We start from the raw sequence: 15934 nt of genomic DNA, 5'->3' as shown, positions 1-15934 counted from the left end.
AAAGGCGGAGGGGGAAACATGGAGTCGCTCGAAAAACTGTTGCAAGGCTGGATCGGCGAGCGACTGCTGCCGGGAGCTGCCCTGCGCGTCGTCCGCGAGGGGCGTGTCTGCTACTCGCTCGATGCGGGAGCTACGAGTATCGCCGACGGCCAGCCGATCACGAAAGACACTTTGTTTGACTTGGCCTCGCTGACAAAGGTGACAGCGACATTGCCCGCGCTCCTGCTCTTGATGCAGGAGGGGCTGCTCGCCCCCGATGACCGGATCGGCGCATTTTTTCCGGATTGTCCGCCCGATAAAGCCGCGATCACGATCGGGCAGTTGCTCGCGCACACGTCCGGACTGCCGGCAGATTTAGAGACGCGCAGGCGGGATAGCGAGATCGTGCTGCCTGAGCTGTTGTATCGGCAGCAGTTGCTGCAAAAGCCGGGCGAGCGAGTCGTCTACAGCGATCTGGGAATGATCTGGCTCGGCCTGCTCATCGAGCGAGTGGCAGGACAGCCGCTGGATGCGTTTGTCGCACAGCGGGTTTTTGCCCCATTGGGGATGGCGCACACTTGCTACTGTCCCGACGGAGAACGTTTTCTGAATATTGCGCAAACGGAATATTGCTCGTTCACAAGCGCGTACATCTGCGGGAAAGTCCATGATGAAAAAGCGTTTGCCATGGGCGGAGTCGCGGGGCACGCCGGGCTGTTTGCGACTGCGGACGACTTGTGCCTGTACGCGCAAAGCTGGCTGTACAACGAACCGCCCTTGCTTGCGGAGCATTGGCGCGAGCTGGCGGTGCGCAACCACGCCGGGCAAGCGGGCGAAAGCCGCGGTTTCGGCTGGGAGCTGAACCAGGCAGGAACTACGCTCAGTTGCGGCGATCATTTTCATCCCGCGAGCTACGGACATACGGGGTTCACCGGGACCAGCATCTGGATCGACCCGGTCCGGGAGCTTGCCGTCATTTTTCTCACCAATGCCGTTCACCTCGGGCGCAATCATCAGCTTCGGCAATTGCGGCCCATCCTGCACAACGCTGTCACGACCGCGCTGCAAACGGTCTGACTGATAAAGCGAGAGCACGTGTATGATCGCTTCGAAGAAAAAGGGGGAGGGTTCTGGATGAAGCATTTCCGTTTTCGAAGGGCGGCGTCTGTCTTTTTGGTAGCAGCCATGGCACTGGTCGGCTGCAGTTCAGGTGGAGGGGAGCAAACCGCGCCGGGCACCCAGCCTGGTGGCAATGAGGGCGGCGGACAGCAGGTGACGCTGTCCATGCACAGTTGGCGGGTCGAGGACACAGAGGGCTACAAGGCGATTATCAAAGCGTTTGAGGCCGAGAACCCGAACATCAAGATCGAGTTCAAGCCGTTCAAGGCAACCGAGTACAACACCATCCTCAACACCGCGCTGCAAAGCGACAGCGGACCGGACATCCTGCAACTGCGTCCGTATGCTCCGGGTATTTCCCTGGCGGAAGCAGGCTATCTGGAGTCGCTGGACAATGTGCCAGGCATCTCCTCCTTCCCCAAAGACGTCCTCGCAGCGGCGACAGGCAAAGACGGCAAAGTCTACGGCGTTCCGCTCTCCTTAAATTCCACGCAGTTTTACTACAACAAGAAAATTTTCGAGCAAAACGGCCTGACAGAGCCAAAGAGCTGGGACGAATTGATAGCGACAGCCAAGGCGTTGAAGGAAAAAGGCATCACGCCGATTTCGTTTGGCGCGAAGGAAGGCTGGCTGCTTTCGTTGAGCCACGGCGTGATCGCTCCGGCGAGCTACAGCGGCGGCGACTATCTCGACAAGCTGCTCAAAGGCGAAAGCAATCTGCAAAGTTCCGAGTTTCTCCAATCGGTTACACGCATGCAGGAACTGATTCCTTATTTCCCGGAAAATTATGTGGGGCTCGAATTGAACGACATGCGCACCTTGTTCGCGACGGAAAAGGCGGCGATGTTCATCAACGGCAGCTTTGAGCTGGAAGGGCTGAAAAAGCTGAACCCCGATCTGCAGCTAGATTTTTTCCCGATGCCGACCAACAACGGGCAGTCTGTCCTGACGACATGGGTGGATGGTTCGTATGCCGTCAACGCCAAGTCGAAGCATAAGCAGGAAGCGTTGAAATTCATGGAGTTTATGGCGACCAAAAAGTTCGGCGAGCTGTTCGCCAACCAGTTCAAGCGTATCAGCGCAGTGCCGGGAGTGTCGACAGACGATCCGCTCGTAAACAAAATGGCGGAGCTGTCGCAAACAAGCTCGACGCCTTACCTGATGGTCGTGCACTTCGCCGAAGGACAGCCGACAACGAAGCAAACGCTGGAAAACGCCCTGCAAGGCATGTACTTGGGCAAGCTCACGCCCGAACAGGTCGCGGGGGAAGTACAGAAGTCCGCCGCCACCTGGTTCCCTCCGTTTAAAAAGTAGGCAGTGATGATCGTTGGCGGGAGCGGATGAACCGTAGCCCTCCCGTCCGCGAAAGCCAAAAGGGGGTGGAGATCATCGGCACGAGGAACAGGCATACGATTCGACCGAAGGGGCGGGCGCGCTGGCTGATCCACCTGTTTCCCTTGCCCGCCTTGATTGTGTACACGCTGTTTGTCCTGTACCCGATTCTTAGCGCTTTTTTGTACAGCTTGTACGACTGGCAGGGCATCAAGCGGGGAGTGTTTGTCGGGCTGAAAAATTTTGTCACGCTGTTTACGGTGGAGCCGTTCAACGAGATGTTCTGGAACGCCTTCGGGCACAACGTCTCCTACTTTGTCATCGAAATGATCGTGCAAAACGGGATTGCGTTCGGCCTCGCCTTTCTCATCTACCGCAAAATTCGCGGCTCGGCCTTTTTGAAAATCGCTTACTTCATGCCGCGGCTGCTGTCTGTGATTGTGATTGGTTTTTTGTGGAAATTAATCCTCAATCCGAATTACGGAGCGCTGAACACGCTGTTGGCCGAGGTAGGACTGCAGGAGTGGGCCAGACCGTGGCTGGGCGATCCGGATACGGCGCTGATTGCGATTATTTTGATTAACTGCTGGTTTGGCATCGGCTTTGCCATGCTGATCTTTTTGGCCGGATTGCAGGCGATTCCGGAAGAGCTGATCGAGGCAGCCAGGCTGGACGGGGCGCGGGGCTTGCGGTTGTTGTGGAAAATCATCCTGCCGCTGTGCATGCCGGCGATTACGATCATGACGATCTTCACCTTTATCCAGGCGTTCGAAGCGTTTGAGCTGGTGTACGCGATGCAAGGCTCGATGGGCGAGCCGTTTCGCTCGACGGATACGCTCGCGGTCTACTTTTATCGCATGGCGTTTTCCAGTGCGGGCGGCGCGGGAGACTTGGCTGTCGGACTCGGCTCCGCATTGGCTGTCGTGCTGTTTTTCATCGTCGCGTCCGTGTCGGCTGTCTCGCTGTACTTGATGCGCAAGCGCGAAGTCCAGCATTGAGCGATGAAGCGGACCCGCGAGCAGGCTGGGGCTGAACCGGAACGGGAAGGGGGGATGCAGGTGAAAACGAGCGTAGCGGGCAGGGCGGTTTCGTATGTGGCCGCGTATATGTTTGCATTGGTGTCGCTCTATCCGATCGTGTTAATGATTCTTTCCTCGTTTAAAACGAACAGGGAGATTTTCGCCAGTCCGTTGTCGCTGCCGCAGTCGTTTGGCTTTGCGACGTACCGGAAGCTGTGGGAAGCGGTGCCGTTTGCCGACTTTTTGCTGAACAGCGTATTGGTCAGCGGGATGTCGGTGCTGATGATTACGGTCTTTTCCGCGATGGCTGCCTTTTACTTGTCGCGCTTTTCGTATCGCTGGACAGGGGCGCTGTACTTCTTTTTCATCATCGGGCTGATGATTCCGATCAAGCTGGGGATTGTGCCTTTGTTTTTGCTGATGAAAAATTTCGGGCTGCTCAATTCGCTCTGGTCGCTGATCCTGATCTACACGGCGAGCGGGATTCCGATCTCGGTGTTTATTTTGACGGGGTTTTTCCGCACGCTTCCTGTAGAACTGGAGGAGGCGGCGCGGATTGATGGCTGCAGCCACTTTCAGGTGTTTTGGCGCGTGCTCTTGCCGCTGATCCGGCCCGCGCTCGCGACGGTTGTCATCATCAACTTCATTCACGCCTGGAACGACTTCTTTTTCCCGCTGATCTTCATTCAGGAAGACGCGCTGAAGACGATTCCGGTGGGGATGATGGTATTGTTCGGGGAGTACGAAACAGATTGGAGCCTGCTTTTTGCCGGGCTGACGTTGTCTGCGCTGCCAATGATCGTCGTGTTTTTGCTGGCGTCCAGACAGTTCATGGAGGGGTTGACCGCAGGTGCAGTTAAATGACGGGAAAAAATGGTTTATCGGGATAGATGGAGGGGGGACGAAGACAAAAGCCGCCATCTGCGACGGGCAAGGGCAAGTGTGGGCGATCGTGGCAGGGGAGTCATCCAATCCGCTGTCGCGGCCGTGGGCACAGGTGGAGGCGACGCTGCAACAGCTCGTTGCGACTGCGTGCGAGCAGGCGGGAGCGAGAGCGGAAGAGGTGGCGGGGCTGTTCATCGGTCTGGGCGGCGCTGATCGCCCGGCGATTCGGGAAAAGCTGCACGCTTCGTTTGCAGAGGTGTGGCAGGAGCGGCTGCGCGTGGACAACGATGCGGTTCCTGCGCTCTACTCCGGGACGTGGGGGCAGCCGGGGATTGTGCTCATCTCCGGTACAGGCTCGATTGCGTGTGCGCTGACAAGCGGAGGGGCGAGGCACCGCGTAGGCGGTTGGGGCTATTTGCTTGGCGATGAAGGCAGCGGCTACGATCTCGGAAAAAAGGCGGCCATGGCGGTTTTGCGCGCATATGACGGTCGCGGAGAGCCGACTGCCTTGACCGGGCTGTTTCTTGCCCATTACCAGGTGGCAAGCCCGGATGAGCTGATCGGCGTGATCTACGGGGCCAGCAATCCGCGCATGCGCCTGGCCGGGGCGAGCGAGCTGGTGGAGCAGGCGGCACGGCAGCAAGACAGCCTCGCGTGCAGACTGATTGCAGAAGCGGCGGACGATCTGCTCGAGTTGGCGCAGGCATGCCTGGAAAAGACGCAGGAAGCACTGCCTGTCGTGCTCGCGGGAGGGCTGCTTGCCACCGACACGCTGGTCAGACAGCGAGTGATGGATAAAGCTTCGTTTTCGACGGTCATCCCGGACGTGCCGCCTGTGATCGGTTCTCTGGCAGCGGCGATCACAGGCACAGGCCACCGCCTGGACGAAAAAGCGGCAGAGAAGCTGCGAAAAAGCGGTACAGCCTTGGAAAAGAGGTGAAGCCCAACATGGACGAAAACCTGCACCAGCTTCAGACGGAAATGCGCAATCCGGCCAGCGAGCGGCTGGATCAGATGACGGCGCTGGAAATCGTCACGCTGATGAACGAGGAAGATCACAAGGTAGCGGTCGCCATCAAGCGGGTGCTGCCGCAAGTCGCCGAAGCTGTCGAGCAGATCGTGCAGGCGCTGTCGGGCGGCGGACGGCTGTTTTACTTCGGAGCCGGTACGAGCGGGCGGCTTGGGGTGCTGGACGCCGCTGAATGCCCGCCGACTTTTGGCACGGATGCTTCCGTCGTGCGCGGAATCATTGCCGGCGGAGCGCAAGCGATGACAGAAGCCATCGAAGGGGCCGAAGACTCGCACGAGCTGGGGCGGCAGGATGTGCGCGAGGCGGGAGTCGGGCAGGGCGATGTCGTCGTGGGGATCGCGGCCAGCGGGCGGACGCCTTATGTGCTGGGAGCGCTGGAAGAGGCGAGGGCGCGGCAGGCTGCAACGATAGCGCTTTCCTGCAATCCAGACCCGGACAGCAGCAAAAGCGCCGACATCGCGATCAACATCGAAGTCGGTCCGGAGGTCGTCACCGGCTCTACCCGGCTCAAGGCAGGCAGCGCGACGAAGATGGTGCTGAACATGCTGACGACTGCGAGCATGGTGCAGCTTGGCAAAGTGTACGGGAATTTGATGGTGAACGTGCAGGCGACGAACCAGAAGTTGCGGGAGCGCGCGAAGCATATTGTCATGCAAGTGACGGGAGCGTCGTACGAGGAAGCGGACCGATTGCTCGGGGAAGCGGCAGGCGATGTGCGAGTGGCGATCGTCATGCAAAAGACAGGCTTGGCGGCAAAGGAAGCGGCAGAGCGGCTGGCGCGTGCAGGCAATAAGGTCAGGGCCGCGATTGAGCACGGGTAAGAATGCTCCCCTCTATCCTATAAAAGAAGATTTATATACATTTCACAAACCCAGGGGATGGAAACGGCAAAAAGAATAGGGTAAAATTGGGTATGAATAGCATTTGAGAACGGTTAAGGCTATTTCCGCTAGGCGGAGTAGCCGTTTTCTCGTCCCAGGAGGGGAGGGGCACAATGAAAGACCTGTTGGATAATGAGTGCAGGAGCAGTCTTCTCTATCGCTCCTTCTTCGAGCAAATGGTGCAAGCGGCTTTTTGGCTGGATCAATCAGGAAGCGTTTGCAGAGGCAATCCCGCCTGCGAAGCGCTGACAGGCTACGCAGCAGAAGAGTGGGAGGGCTACCCGTTTTGGAAGCTTGCCATCGCGGAGGAGCAGGAGACAGTGCGCCGTCAGACGCAATGCGCAGTAAACGGGGAGCCGATGCCATTTTGCACGGTTTTCGCTCACAAGGCTGGTCCGCCGGTACCTGTCCATATTACGTATGGCGCATTTTTTGCGGAAGGTGCCACGATTGGCTATTACGCGATGGTGCAAAAGCTGTCGCAAGCCGTGGCCGACAGCAGGGAGGCCCAATCGTGCAAGGTGCTGGATCTCTCGCTGGAGGCGGCCTTTATCTACGAAAAAGGAGAGCTGAAGTACGTCAACCAATCCGGAATCAGGCTCATGGGAGCACGAGGGTATGAGGAGCTTTTGCCCTATCCGTTCACTTCCTTTTTCCACCCGCGCGACATGCCTTTGATTCACGAGCTGCAAAAGCGGCTGGAGCGGGGAGAGACGACCTCGCCGATTGAGGTGGAGCTGATTCGCCTGGACGGCACGCGAACGGATGTGGAGGTTTGCGGCACATCTGTGGTCATTCAGGACAAGCTACGCCATTACATATTGATACGCGATATGACAGAGCGCAAAAGGGTGCATGAATTTTTGCAAAACTCGGAAAAACTGGCGCTGGTGGGACAGTTGGCGGCGGGGATTGCCCATGAGATACGCAATCCGCTGACTTCGTTGAAAGGCTTTATCCAACTGATGCAAAAGGACGGCATGCGCAAGCCGGAGTACTTTTCCATCATGAGCTCGGAGCTGGCGCGGATCGAGATGATCGTCAGCGAGCTGTTGGTGCTGGCGAAGCCGCACGCGTCTGCCTTTGAGGTGCACGACTTGACCAATCTCATCACCCATGTGGTAACGTTATTGGAAACAGAGGCGATTTTGCAAAAAGTGACGATCCAGGTCGCGTTTGAATCGCCGTTGCCTATGGTTCACTGCGATGAAAACCAGTTGAAGCAAGCGTTCATCAACTTTTTGAAAAACGGTATCGAGGCTACATCAGGCAGTGGGGAAATCGTCATCCGGCTATGGTGCGAGGGCGACAAGGTGGTCATCCGCTTTGAGGACAACGGGGTAGGCATCCCGGCGGAGCAGCTTGCCCGGCTGGGAGAGGCTTTCTTCACCACGAAGGAGACGGGAACCGGCCTCGGCCTGATGGTCAGCCGCAGAATCATCGAAAACCATCGAGGAACATTACGGCTGATGAGCACTCCAGGAATCGGAACGACAGTGGAGGTATGTTTGCCCGTCATCAGCTAGAGCGGGGCGAATGGCGAAGGGGAGGACATGCAGATGGCTGAGTGGAAAAACAAAAACACAGTGCTGACAGCGGGATTTGCCCAAATCCCCAAAGGGACGACGCTGTACGAGGTGTCGACGATGGTGGGCTGTGTGCTCATCATTGATGCCGATGACGGCGTCATATGCGATGCCAGTTTTACCTTTGTGATGGACAAGACGAGCGAGTTTCTGGTCAGTCTGCTCGTGGGCAAGTCAGTGGCAGGGGGGATGCAGGAGATTGCGCAGACGATCCAGGAGCGTTTTCTCGCCCCCGGCCAGGGAGCTGTTTTGCAGGCCATTCGTGCGGCTGTCGATCGTTATCACGAGAAAAAAGCGTAAGCCTACCCAATAGCCGGAGGGTTGTACATGCATGAAAACAACGCCGTAAGAGAAGCGTACGCAAGACATCTGCTGGAGCGTTACAGCGGCTGGCTCAGCCGTGTTGACGCCGTGGATCAGGAAGAGATCGAGACGGTAGCCCGCGAGATTGACGAGGTGTTGGCAGCAGAAGACGGGATGCGGCACAAGGAGCTGCTGAAAAAAATCAGCGAGCTGCGGGACAAGGTATCCGAAATGATGTGGATGTCGGAGCACATGAAAATTTTGCACGACTTGAGCCATATTTTTGCGAAGACGTTTGAGGAAGACAAGATTTTGTGGAAGGCTTTTGAGCTGGTCTCCCGCGTGATGCGCGCCGACGCCTTTTTCATCGCGTTTTTTGACGAGGGCGACAGCGAGATCAGAATCCCGATCAGCATCGACAACGGCATCAACTACGGGCCGATTACGGTTCCGTACGGCCAGGCGATGATCTCCAAGGTGATTGAGACCCGGCAAACGATCCACATTCGGACGATGAAGGACGAGCCGAGCGAGCCGGAAATGATTCGCTGGGGCAGCCCGGAGATCGACACGAACACCTGTATTTTTGTGCCGCTGATGCTGGGGAATCAGATCAAAGGCGTCATTTCGGCACAGTCCTATCGCGAGTTTGCCTACAAAAAGGAGCACGAGGAGCTTTTGAAGATCATCGGCTTCCAGGTGGCGAGCGCGATCGAGACGGCGCGTCTGTACGAGCGGATGTACCAGATGTCTTTTCAGGATGAACTGACGGGACTTGCCAACTACCGGGCGTTCCACCGCGATCTGGAAAAGCTGCTGGGAGAAGAAAGCTCCCCGGTGGCGTTGATTATGCTCGATTCGGACAGTTTGAAACTGGTGAACGACCATTTCGGACATCACGCGGGAGATGAGCTGATTAGAAGAATCGCCGAGGCGATGAAAGCCGTGGCAGGGCGAGAAAATACGGCCTACCGCTATGCGGGGGACGAGTTCATGCTGCTCTGCCCGAAGGCGACGATGAAGGAAGCGGAGGAAAAGGTGCGGGCGATCCGCGACTTTTTGCGCATGCACCCATTATTGCAGGACAATTGCTGCATCCCGATCGCGGTCAGCGTCGGCATCGCGCGTTTTCCCGACGACAGCGACACGGCAGACGGCTTGAAGCGGGCAGCAGACGAGGCGCTGTACCGCTCCAAGCGCAGAGGGAAAAATTGTACGACCGTGTATGCGACAGGCTAGTGTCTAGTTTCGACTGTGACTTTTGGCTGCCGCAGAGCAAACAGGAAAGTCAACAGCGGCGAAATCCACAGGTAGATTACATACGGCAAGTAGTCGATTGTCGCCACGTGCAACGTTGAGGTGAAAAAGGCCCCGCTGACGCCCCAAGGAATGAGCGGGTTGACGAGCGTCCCGCAGTCTTCGAGCGTACGGGAAAGCCGTCTGCCTTCGATCCCTTGTTTGACAAAGGCGTCGTGGAACATTTGCCCCGGAAGCAGGATCGACAAGTACTGTTCGCCTGTCAAAAGGTTGACGAGGATGGACGACGAGCCGGCCAGTCCGACCATGCCTGCTGCTTTTTGGATGCGCTGGATCAAGCCTGCAAACAAGGCTTCGAACACACCGCTGTACTGCAAAATACCACCGAGAGACAGGGCGATGAGAATGAGGGCAAGTGACCAGGTCATGGACAACAGCCCGCCCCTGTTCACGATAGAAGCAACGGCTTCGTTGGCGATTTCGCTGGCGAAGCCGTTTTGCATGACGTTCATCCATTCGACCGGGGAGTGAACGCCTTGCACGAGAGCAGCAGTCGCGACTCCGCTCAAGATCCCGAAGACGAGGGTCGGCAAAATCGGCTTGCGCAAGGCAGAACAGACGAGCACGACGGCAGCAGGCAAAAGCGTCATGATTCCCAGGGAAAAATGCTGCGCAAGCACCGTCTGGATTTCCTGGATCGCCTCCAGGCTTACGTCAGCGGACTGTCCCTGAACGGCGAAGAAAATCGCCGTAATCAGCAGGCCGGGAATCGCGGTGTGCGACATGAATTTGATGTGATTCATCAAAGAGACGTTGGCAATCGCAGCCGCAAAGTTGGTCGTGTCTGACAGCGGGGACATTTTATCCCCGAAGCAGGCGCCGCAAATAATCGCCCCGGCTGTCATCAGCGGGTCGAGCCCGAGTGCGGTCGAGACGCCCATCATCGCTACGCCGATCGTGCTGATCGTCGTAAACGTGCTGCCGGTGACGCTCGAGACGATCACGGTCAAAAAGAGGGCGCTGATCGTAAAGTACTCCGGCGAGATCAGCGAGATGCCAAGGTGCAAGATCATCGGAACCGTTCCGCTCATCATCCAGACCCCGATCAACATCCCGATCAGACAGAGGATCAGCATCGGGGCGATGGCGGTCTGGATGCCTTTGACCAGCCCTTCTTCCATCCGCTTCCACGGCACCCCGAACAGCCGCAGGAGCGTGGCCGCCGCAATCGTGGCGGCAAAAAGCGGCATGTGTGGCTCTACTTTGCCCCAGAACAAGGCAGGAAACAGGATGCCGAAGATCGCCAAAAGCACCCAAATACTTTGCGAAAATGAAATAGATTTGTTCATGATGGCAACTCCTTGCAAAATCAGGCTAACGCGAGCGAGCAGCAAGCAAAGAGACGTGGGCTTTCATGCTTTCGCGCTTTTTGGCTTTGTTGCTTTTTCGCTTTTGTGCGTTCCAGTGATAGGCGTACTTTATCCTGAATGGTTTGATTCGTCAACGTGTTCGCTTGTATTCGGAATCGCAAAATAATACGGAGTAGTAGCACATTTTCGTCCGCTATACGTTTGACTGGCATATCAGCCGATAAAAATTACTTATTTAAAATTATTATAAAAAGATATTGACTTTTACTTGATATCTAGTAAAATGAGAACTGTTCCTAGTTAATAATAATTATAAATTGAGAGAAAGAAAGGGGGAGCCATTCATGTACGATGTAATCATAATCGGCGGCGGCCCGGCTGGTACATCCGCTGCGATATATACAGCCAGGGGGAATCTGAAAACGCTGGTGATCGATAAGGCGCCAGGCACAGGTGCGCTTGCCCTGACACATAAAATCGCCAACTACCCTGGCGTGGAAGGCGAACTGACGGGAAAAGAACTGCTCGACAAAATGCGCAGGCAGGCGGAGAGCTTCGGTGCCGAGTTTATACAGACGACGATTTCAGCCGTCGATGTCGAGGACGAAGTCAAAAGCATTTTTACCGCGCACGGCACGTTTGAAGCAAAAGCGGTCATCGTGGCGACTGGCTCAAAAGGGCGCAACCGCATGCTGCCAGGAGAGGAAGCTCTGCTCGGACGCGGCGTCAGCACATGTGCGACGTGCGACGGAGCGTTTTATGAAGGCAAGCATGTCGCCGTGATTGGCGATACGGAGGAAGCGCTGGAGGAAGCCCATGCGCTGACCAAGTTTGCGGGCAAAATTACGTTTTTGGTGCCGCGCGCCGATCTGCAAGGCGTGGAGGAGGTGCCGGAGCTGCCGAAAACAGACATCCTGTACCGCACCCGCCCACTGGAGATCGTCGGCACGAATACAGTAGAAGGTTTGCGCATCCGCAATGCGGCAGGCGACGAGGAAGTGCTTTCCGTAGACGGCGTGTTCGTCTTCCTGTCCGGCAGCAAGCCGGGGACGGATTTTCTCGACGGCCAGGTTCCGCTCGATGACGAGGGCTTCATGATCCTCGACGAATACATGCAGTCTTCTGTTCCAGGCGTGTTCGGAGCCGGAGAGGTGCGCAAAACCCCGGTCAAGCAAGCCGTCGTGGCAGCGGCAGACGGTGCGATTGCGGCGATGGCCGTGGACAAGTACATTCACAAACGTTCCAAAGTGGTTCCCCAATACAAATAATTCCCCCAACATAAAAGGAGAGATGGATACATGGTACAAGCAATCGTTTATTCCAGCACAAACTGCGGTTTCTGCAAGCAACTGAAAACGTATTTGACGGAACAAAACATTTCTTTTGAAGAGCGCAACATCGACGAAAAGGAAGAATTTGCGCAAGAGCTGAGCCGCCTCGGCGTGATGTCGGTACCGTTGACCGTCATCGGCGAAAAGAAAATTTTGGGCTTCAACCCGAACCGCATCAAAAAAGTACTGGCTTCCCTGGAAGAAACGGCACAGTAACCTGTCGCCTCGGCAGCAGCCCGTTTTGTCACTGACCAAATCCAAGACACCGCAAAAGGAGCGATTACGTATGACCACCCAACAACAAACTGTACAGCTTCAAGTAGGAAAACCGGCACCGGACTTCAACATGCTCACAACCAAAAACATGGAGACGTTGAACGAGCGCGTGACGCTCGCTGACTACAAAGGCAAATGGCTGATCCTGTTCTTCTGGCCGTTCGACTTCACCTTCGTGTGCCCGACGGAAGTGACTTCCTTCAGCGACAACATGGACGAATTTGAAGATCTCGATTGCGAAGTGCTGGGCGTGTCCACCGACAGCGTGCACACACACCGCGCCTGGATCAAAACGCCGCGCGACCAGAACGGCATTGGCGAAGTCAACTTCCCGCTGGCAAGCGACTTCACAAAAGAAACCGCCCGCGCTTACGGCGTCCTCGACGAAGTAACCGGCGCAGCCCATCGCGGCCTGTTCATCATCGACCCGGACGGCATCCTGCGCTACCAGGTCGTAACAGACATGAACGTGGGCCGCAGCGTAGACGAAACACTCCGCGTCCTGCAAGCTCTCCAGGCAGGCGGCCTGTGCCCTGCAAACTGGAAGCCAGGAATGAAAACTTTGTAATCTCATTGAACACAATTTCATCAACGAGCAAGAGGGGAAAAGGCAATCCCGCCGTCTCATGGAGGCGGGGGATTGTCTTTTTTGTTTATGGTAAAAAAATCGGAGCCCCGCGCCTTGAGTCCGACCGAGGCGCTTTTCCTTTTAAAAAACCCGGATACTCGTGATAGAGCCACAGTCCCGCTTCACGCAGCATCCGGGCCATTCTCCGTCCCGAAACCGCTTTTCCATCCAATTTCCTGTATTTTTTGTGTAAAGAAAAAACGATATTGGCAAATTTGTGCGATTTCCAAATAGTAGCAACCTACCATTTTTCAGGGCATTCGCAAAATGAAAGCTTCAAGCACATGTACCTAATTGTCAAAAAATGATGGGCCGGATGGAGGGGCGGGTTGCAGGACTTCGCACCAAAATATGTAGGACGATGGGGGCGAATCTGCCTCTCCATTACAGTTTCATGACAAAACCGTAAAACAGACATTAGTGAATTTCGTCTATGGGAACGGTTTGCCCCCTATGTTTACAATGACAGTGACGTTTGGGCGAGAGAAAGCCGGTAACCGCCCGCTGACGTAGAAGCCGCGCGTCGGCATCGTTTTTCTGAATCTGTGAGAAACGTCTCGACGTGCGAAAACACCTCGGCGCTTTTCATAAAAGGAGCATAAAAGGAGATGTGACCGCCTGCGGTCGACAAAACGGCCTTGGCCGTTTCCGTTGAAAAGAAAGCTCGCGGTAACATATCGGAGGTTGACGGGAATTGGAACCAAAAAAGAATAGACGCTGGCGTTGGGCGAGCCTCACTGCCTTGATGCTGGCAGGGGCAAGCGCCATCTGGTGGTTTTGGGACGCGGACCGGGTCGAGAGCATGGAGACGACGGCTGGCGTTCAGATGAAATTTCGGACGTCAGGCGAGCAGATCGAAGTGTTCCGCAATGAGAAATGGCAGCCGTTCTTTGCCAAAGGCGTCAATCTGGGCGCGTCGCTGCCGGGTCATTTTCCTGGCGAGCTGCCTATTACCAAAGACGATTACTTGCGCTGGTTCGCCATGATCGACGAGATGGGAGCGAACGTCATCCGCGTATATACCATTCATCCTCCTGTCTTTTACGAGGCGCTTGTGGAATACAACCGCCATAAAGAAGGAGATCCGCTCTACTTGATGCAAGGCATCTGGAGCCCGGAGGAACTTTTGATCGAAAAGAAAGACGCGTACTTGCCCGAGATTCGCGAACAGTTTCGGGCAGAGATCAAAGACGCAGTCGGCGCTGTGTACGGGGAAGTCACTTTGCCTGAAAAATCAGGAAAAGCGAGCGGTACATACCGCGCCAATGCGGGCAAGTACTTGATCGGCTGGCATACAGGCACCGAGTGGGACCCTGTGATGGTGCAAAACACCAACCGCCTGCACCAAAAGCTGCCGCCGTATCAGGGCAAGCATTTCCAGGCGACGGCAGAGGCGACCGCCTTTGAGACGTGGCTCGCGGAAATGGTCGACACCGTCGCAACGGAAGAGAGCAAGTACGGCTGGCAGCACCCGATGACGTTTACCAATTGGGTGACTACCGATCCGCTGTCCCATCCGGGCGAACCGCTGTATCACGAGGATCTCGTCAGTGTCGATCCGACCCATATCCAGCCGAAAAACTGGGAGGCAGGCTACTTCGCTTCCTATCACGTGTATCCGTACTACCCGGATTTGTTTCGCTACGATCCGGCCTTGCAGCAGGTGAAAAATGACGACGGGCAGGTCGATTCGTACAAAGCGTACTTGCGGCTTTTGAAGGAGCATCACAAAAACATGCCGATCATGGTGACGGAGTTTGGCGTTCCGGCATCCATCGGAGTCGCCCACTTCGGCAATCTCGGACGCAATCAGGGCGGGCATTCCGAGCGGCAGCAGGGAGAGATCGACGCAGCGCTGTTGCGCGAGATTCACCAGGAGGGCTACGCGGGCGGCATCCTGTTCGTCTGGCAGGACGAATGGTTTAAAAAAACGTGGAACACGATGCGCTTCGAGCTTCCCGAAGACCGCCGCTCCTTCTGGATCAACGTGCTGACGAACGAGTCGCTGTTTGGCGTACTGGGGATGTACCCGAACAAAGAAGGCGTGCTCGCGATCGACGGCGACCGCGCCGACTGGGATCAGCTCAAGCCGGAGGAAAAACAGCGCCTCGACATCCGCGTCCCCGGCATCGACGAAATCTGGATGACGCACGACGAAGGCTACGTGTACGTGCTCGCCAAGCTTGCGCATGCGTTTGACCCGGAAAAAGAAAAGCTCTACCTGGGCGTGGACACGACTCCGGGCGGCAACAAACACGCGGCACAGTTGCCCGGCCTTACGCTCGACGAAGGGCTGGAGACGCTGATCGAGCTGGGAAAACCGGAGGAAAGCCAAATCCAGATTGCGGCCAACTACGATTTTCACACGCGCCTCTACGGCAAACGGTACGGCTTGCTTGAGGTGAAAGCCGAGGAGCAGCAAGACGACTCCGGCATTTTCAAGCCGTGGAAGCTCGCGGTCGGGCTGGAAATGGAGCCGCCGGACAGCAAAAAATACTACCCGCTGGAAGAAGTCGTGGTCGGCAAGTTGCATAGAGGAACGACGGATGCCGCAGACCCGCAATACGACTCGCGCACAGCGTGGCAGGCAAAAGGCGATGTGGTCGAGCTGAGAGTGCCGTGGATGCTGCTTGGCTTTACCGACCCGAGCTCGCTTACGGTGATGAGCTACCAGGATGAAGGCAAGAACTTTGCGACGAACACGACAAAAGGGATTCGCCTGCTGCCGGTTCTCGCAGACCGCGCGACGAAAAGCATCGTCGGCAAAACTGAATGGCCTTCTCCTTATCCGGTGACACAGCTTCCGCTCTATTCGTGGCCAGCCTGGGAGCAGGTCGGCTATCACGAGCGGAAGAAACAGAGCTATGCCATCATCCAGCAAGCATTCAAAGAGATAGTTGCCCCTGTGGCAGACAAAGACAAAGCGCAACCGTAAAAG

14 protein-coding genes are annotated in these 15934 nt (G+C 56.2%); 13 read left to right on the top strand and 1 reads right to left on the bottom strand.

The window, feature by feature from the left end:
* The first annotated feature begins 18 nt into the window (after positions 1 to 18).
* The 9 genes from AC27IT_RS08350 to AC27IT_RS08310 all read left to right on the top strand — a co-directional run bounded on the left by AC27IT_RS08350 (position 19) and on the right by AC27IT_RS08310 (position 9373).
* Positions 19 to 1056 carry a serine hydrolase domain-containing protein gene (locus AC27IT_RS08350; RefSeq protein WP_487091727.1) on the top strand — a complete coding sequence of 346 codons (1038 nt, stop codon included), beginning with the start codon at positions 19 to 21 and terminating at the stop codon, positions 1054 to 1056.
* Positions 1057 to 1113: 57 nt separating this feature from the next.
* Entirely contained in the window at positions 1114 to 2412 is a 1299-nt protein-coding gene (locus AC27IT_RS08345; protein ID WP_005828078.1) for an ABC transporter substrate-binding protein, read from the top strand.
* Between the two features lie 26 nt (positions 2413 to 2438).
* Positions 2439 to 3428: a carbohydrate ABC transporter permease gene (locus AC27IT_RS08340; RefSeq protein WP_025846786.1), complete on the top strand. Its 990-nt coding sequence runs from the start codon at positions 2439 to 2441 to the stop codon at positions 3426 to 3428.
* Positions 3429 to 3488: 60 nt separating this feature from the next.
* Positions 3489 to 4313, top strand: coding sequence for a carbohydrate ABC transporter permease (locus AC27IT_RS08335; protein ID WP_025846788.1), 825 nt, complete (start codon positions 3489 to 3491; stop codon positions 4311 to 4313).
* Positions 4300 to 5274, top strand: a complete 975-nt coding sequence (locus AC27IT_RS08330) for an N-acetylglucosamine kinase (protein WP_283858834.1) — start codon at positions 4300 to 4302, stop codon at positions 5272 to 5274. The genes AC27IT_RS08335 and AC27IT_RS08330 overlap by 14 nt, the downstream gene beginning before the upstream one ends.
* A gap of 8 nt (positions 5275 to 5282) precedes the next feature.
* Positions 5283 to 6185 carry an N-acetylmuramic acid 6-phosphate etherase gene (murQ, locus tag AC27IT_RS08325; protein ID WP_005828070.1) on the top strand — a complete coding sequence of 301 codons (903 nt, stop codon included), beginning with the start codon at positions 5283 to 5285 and terminating at the stop codon, positions 6183 to 6185.
* Positions 6186 to 6358: 173 nt separating this feature from the next.
* The gene (locus tag AC27IT_RS08320; RefSeq protein ID WP_283858835.1) at positions 6359 to 7771 is read left to right on the top strand and encodes a PAS domain-containing sensor histidine kinase; all 1413 of its coding nucleotides are present in this window, start codon (positions 6359 to 6361) and stop codon (positions 7769 to 7771) included.
* Positions 7772 to 7804: 33 nt separating this feature from the next.
* Positions 7805 to 8131 (top strand): DUF3870 domain-containing protein, encoded by a 327-nt coding sequence (locus tag AC27IT_RS08315; protein WP_005831450.1) that lies wholly within the window; start codon positions 7805 to 7807, stop codon positions 8129 to 8131.
* Between the two features lie 27 nt (positions 8132 to 8158).
* Positions 8159 to 9373, top strand: a complete 1215-nt coding sequence (locus tag AC27IT_RS08310; RefSeq protein WP_007782758.1) for a sensor domain-containing diguanylate cyclase — start codon at positions 8159 to 8161, stop codon at positions 9371 to 9373.
* Here the strand turns inward: AC27IT_RS08310 and nhaC are convergent.
* A complete protein-coding gene (gene nhaC, locus AC27IT_RS08305) occupies positions 9370 to 10740 on the bottom strand; it encodes a Na+/H+ antiporter NhaC (protein WP_283858836.1) in 1371 nt (456 codons plus the stop codon). The genes AC27IT_RS08310 and nhaC overlap by 4 nt on opposite strands.
* 365 nt (positions 10741 to 11105) lie before the next feature.
* On the opposite strand from nhaC, the gene AC27IT_RS08300 reads away from it, so the two are divergent.
* The 4 genes from AC27IT_RS08300 to AC27IT_RS08285 all read left to right on the top strand — a co-directional run bounded on the left by AC27IT_RS08300 (position 11106) and on the right by AC27IT_RS08285 (position 15931).
* Entirely contained in the window at positions 11106 to 12029 is a 924-nt protein-coding gene (locus AC27IT_RS08300; RefSeq protein WP_005831444.1) for an NAD(P)/FAD-dependent oxidoreductase, read from the top strand.
* Positions 12030 to 12059: 30 nt separating this feature from the next.
* On the top strand, positions 12060 to 12308 hold the full coding sequence (locus AC27IT_RS08295) for a glutaredoxin family protein (RefSeq protein ID WP_005831442.1): 249 nt from the start codon (positions 12060 to 12062) through the stop codon (positions 12306 to 12308).
* Positions 12309 to 12378: 70 nt separating this feature from the next.
* Entirely contained in the window at positions 12379 to 12936 is a 558-nt protein-coding gene (locus AC27IT_RS08290; RefSeq protein WP_005831441.1) for a peroxiredoxin, read from the top strand.
* Between the two features lie 754 nt (positions 12937 to 13690).
* The gene (locus AC27IT_RS08285) at positions 13691 to 15931 is read left to right on the top strand and encodes a hypothetical protein (protein WP_197187258.1); all 2241 of its coding nucleotides are present in this window, start codon (positions 13691 to 13693) and stop codon (positions 15929 to 15931) included.
* Positions 15932 to 15934 lie beyond the last annotated feature (3 nt).

This window comes from Brevibacillus sp. YAE8, from assembly GCF_057543335.1.
This window is presented reverse-complemented; position numbering and strand designations above follow the sequence as displayed.

Bases quoted from the DNA above. Each gene is read 5' to 3' on its own strand.
- AC27IT_RS08350 (WP_487091727.1), top strand. From the start codon at position 19: ATGGAGTCGCTCGAAAAACTGTTGCAAGGCTGGATCGGCGAGCGACTG.
- AC27IT_RS08300 (WP_005831444.1), top strand. From the start codon at position 11,106: ATGTACGATGTAATCATAATCGGCGGCGGCCCGGCTGGTACATCCGCT.
- AC27IT_RS08295 (WP_005831442.1), top strand. From the start codon at position 12,060: ATGGTACAAGCAATCGTTTATTCCAGCACAAACTGCGGTTTCTGCAAG.
- AC27IT_RS08310 (WP_007782758.1), top strand. From the start codon at position 8,159: ATGCATGAAAACAACGCCGTAAGAGAAGCGTACGCAAGACATCTGCTG.
- AC27IT_RS08290 (WP_005831441.1), top strand. From the start codon at position 12,379: ATGACCACCCAACAACAAACTGTACAGCTTCAAGTAGGAAAACCGGCA.
- murQ (WP_005828070.1), top strand. From the start codon at position 5,283: ATGGACGAAAACCTGCACCAGCTTCAGACGGAAATGCGCAATCCGGCC.
- AC27IT_RS08340 (WP_025846786.1), top strand. From the start codon at position 2,439: ATGAACCGTAGCCCTCCCGTCCGCGAAAGCCAAAAGGGGGTGGAGATC.
- AC27IT_RS08320 (WP_283858835.1), top strand. From the start codon at position 6,359: ATGAAAGACCTGTTGGATAATGAGTGCAGGAGCAGTCTTCTCTATCGC.
- AC27IT_RS08345 (WP_005828078.1), top strand. From the start codon at position 1,114: ATGAAGCATTTCCGTTTTCGAAGGGCGGCGTCTGTCTTTTTGGTAGCA.
- AC27IT_RS08315 (WP_005831450.1), top strand. From the start codon at position 7,805: ATGGCTGAGTGGAAAAACAAAAACACAGTGCTGACAGCGGGATTTGCC.
- nhaC (WP_283858836.1), bottom strand. From the start codon at position 10,740: ATGAACAAATCTATTTCATTTTCGCAAAGTATTTGGGTGCTTTTGGCG.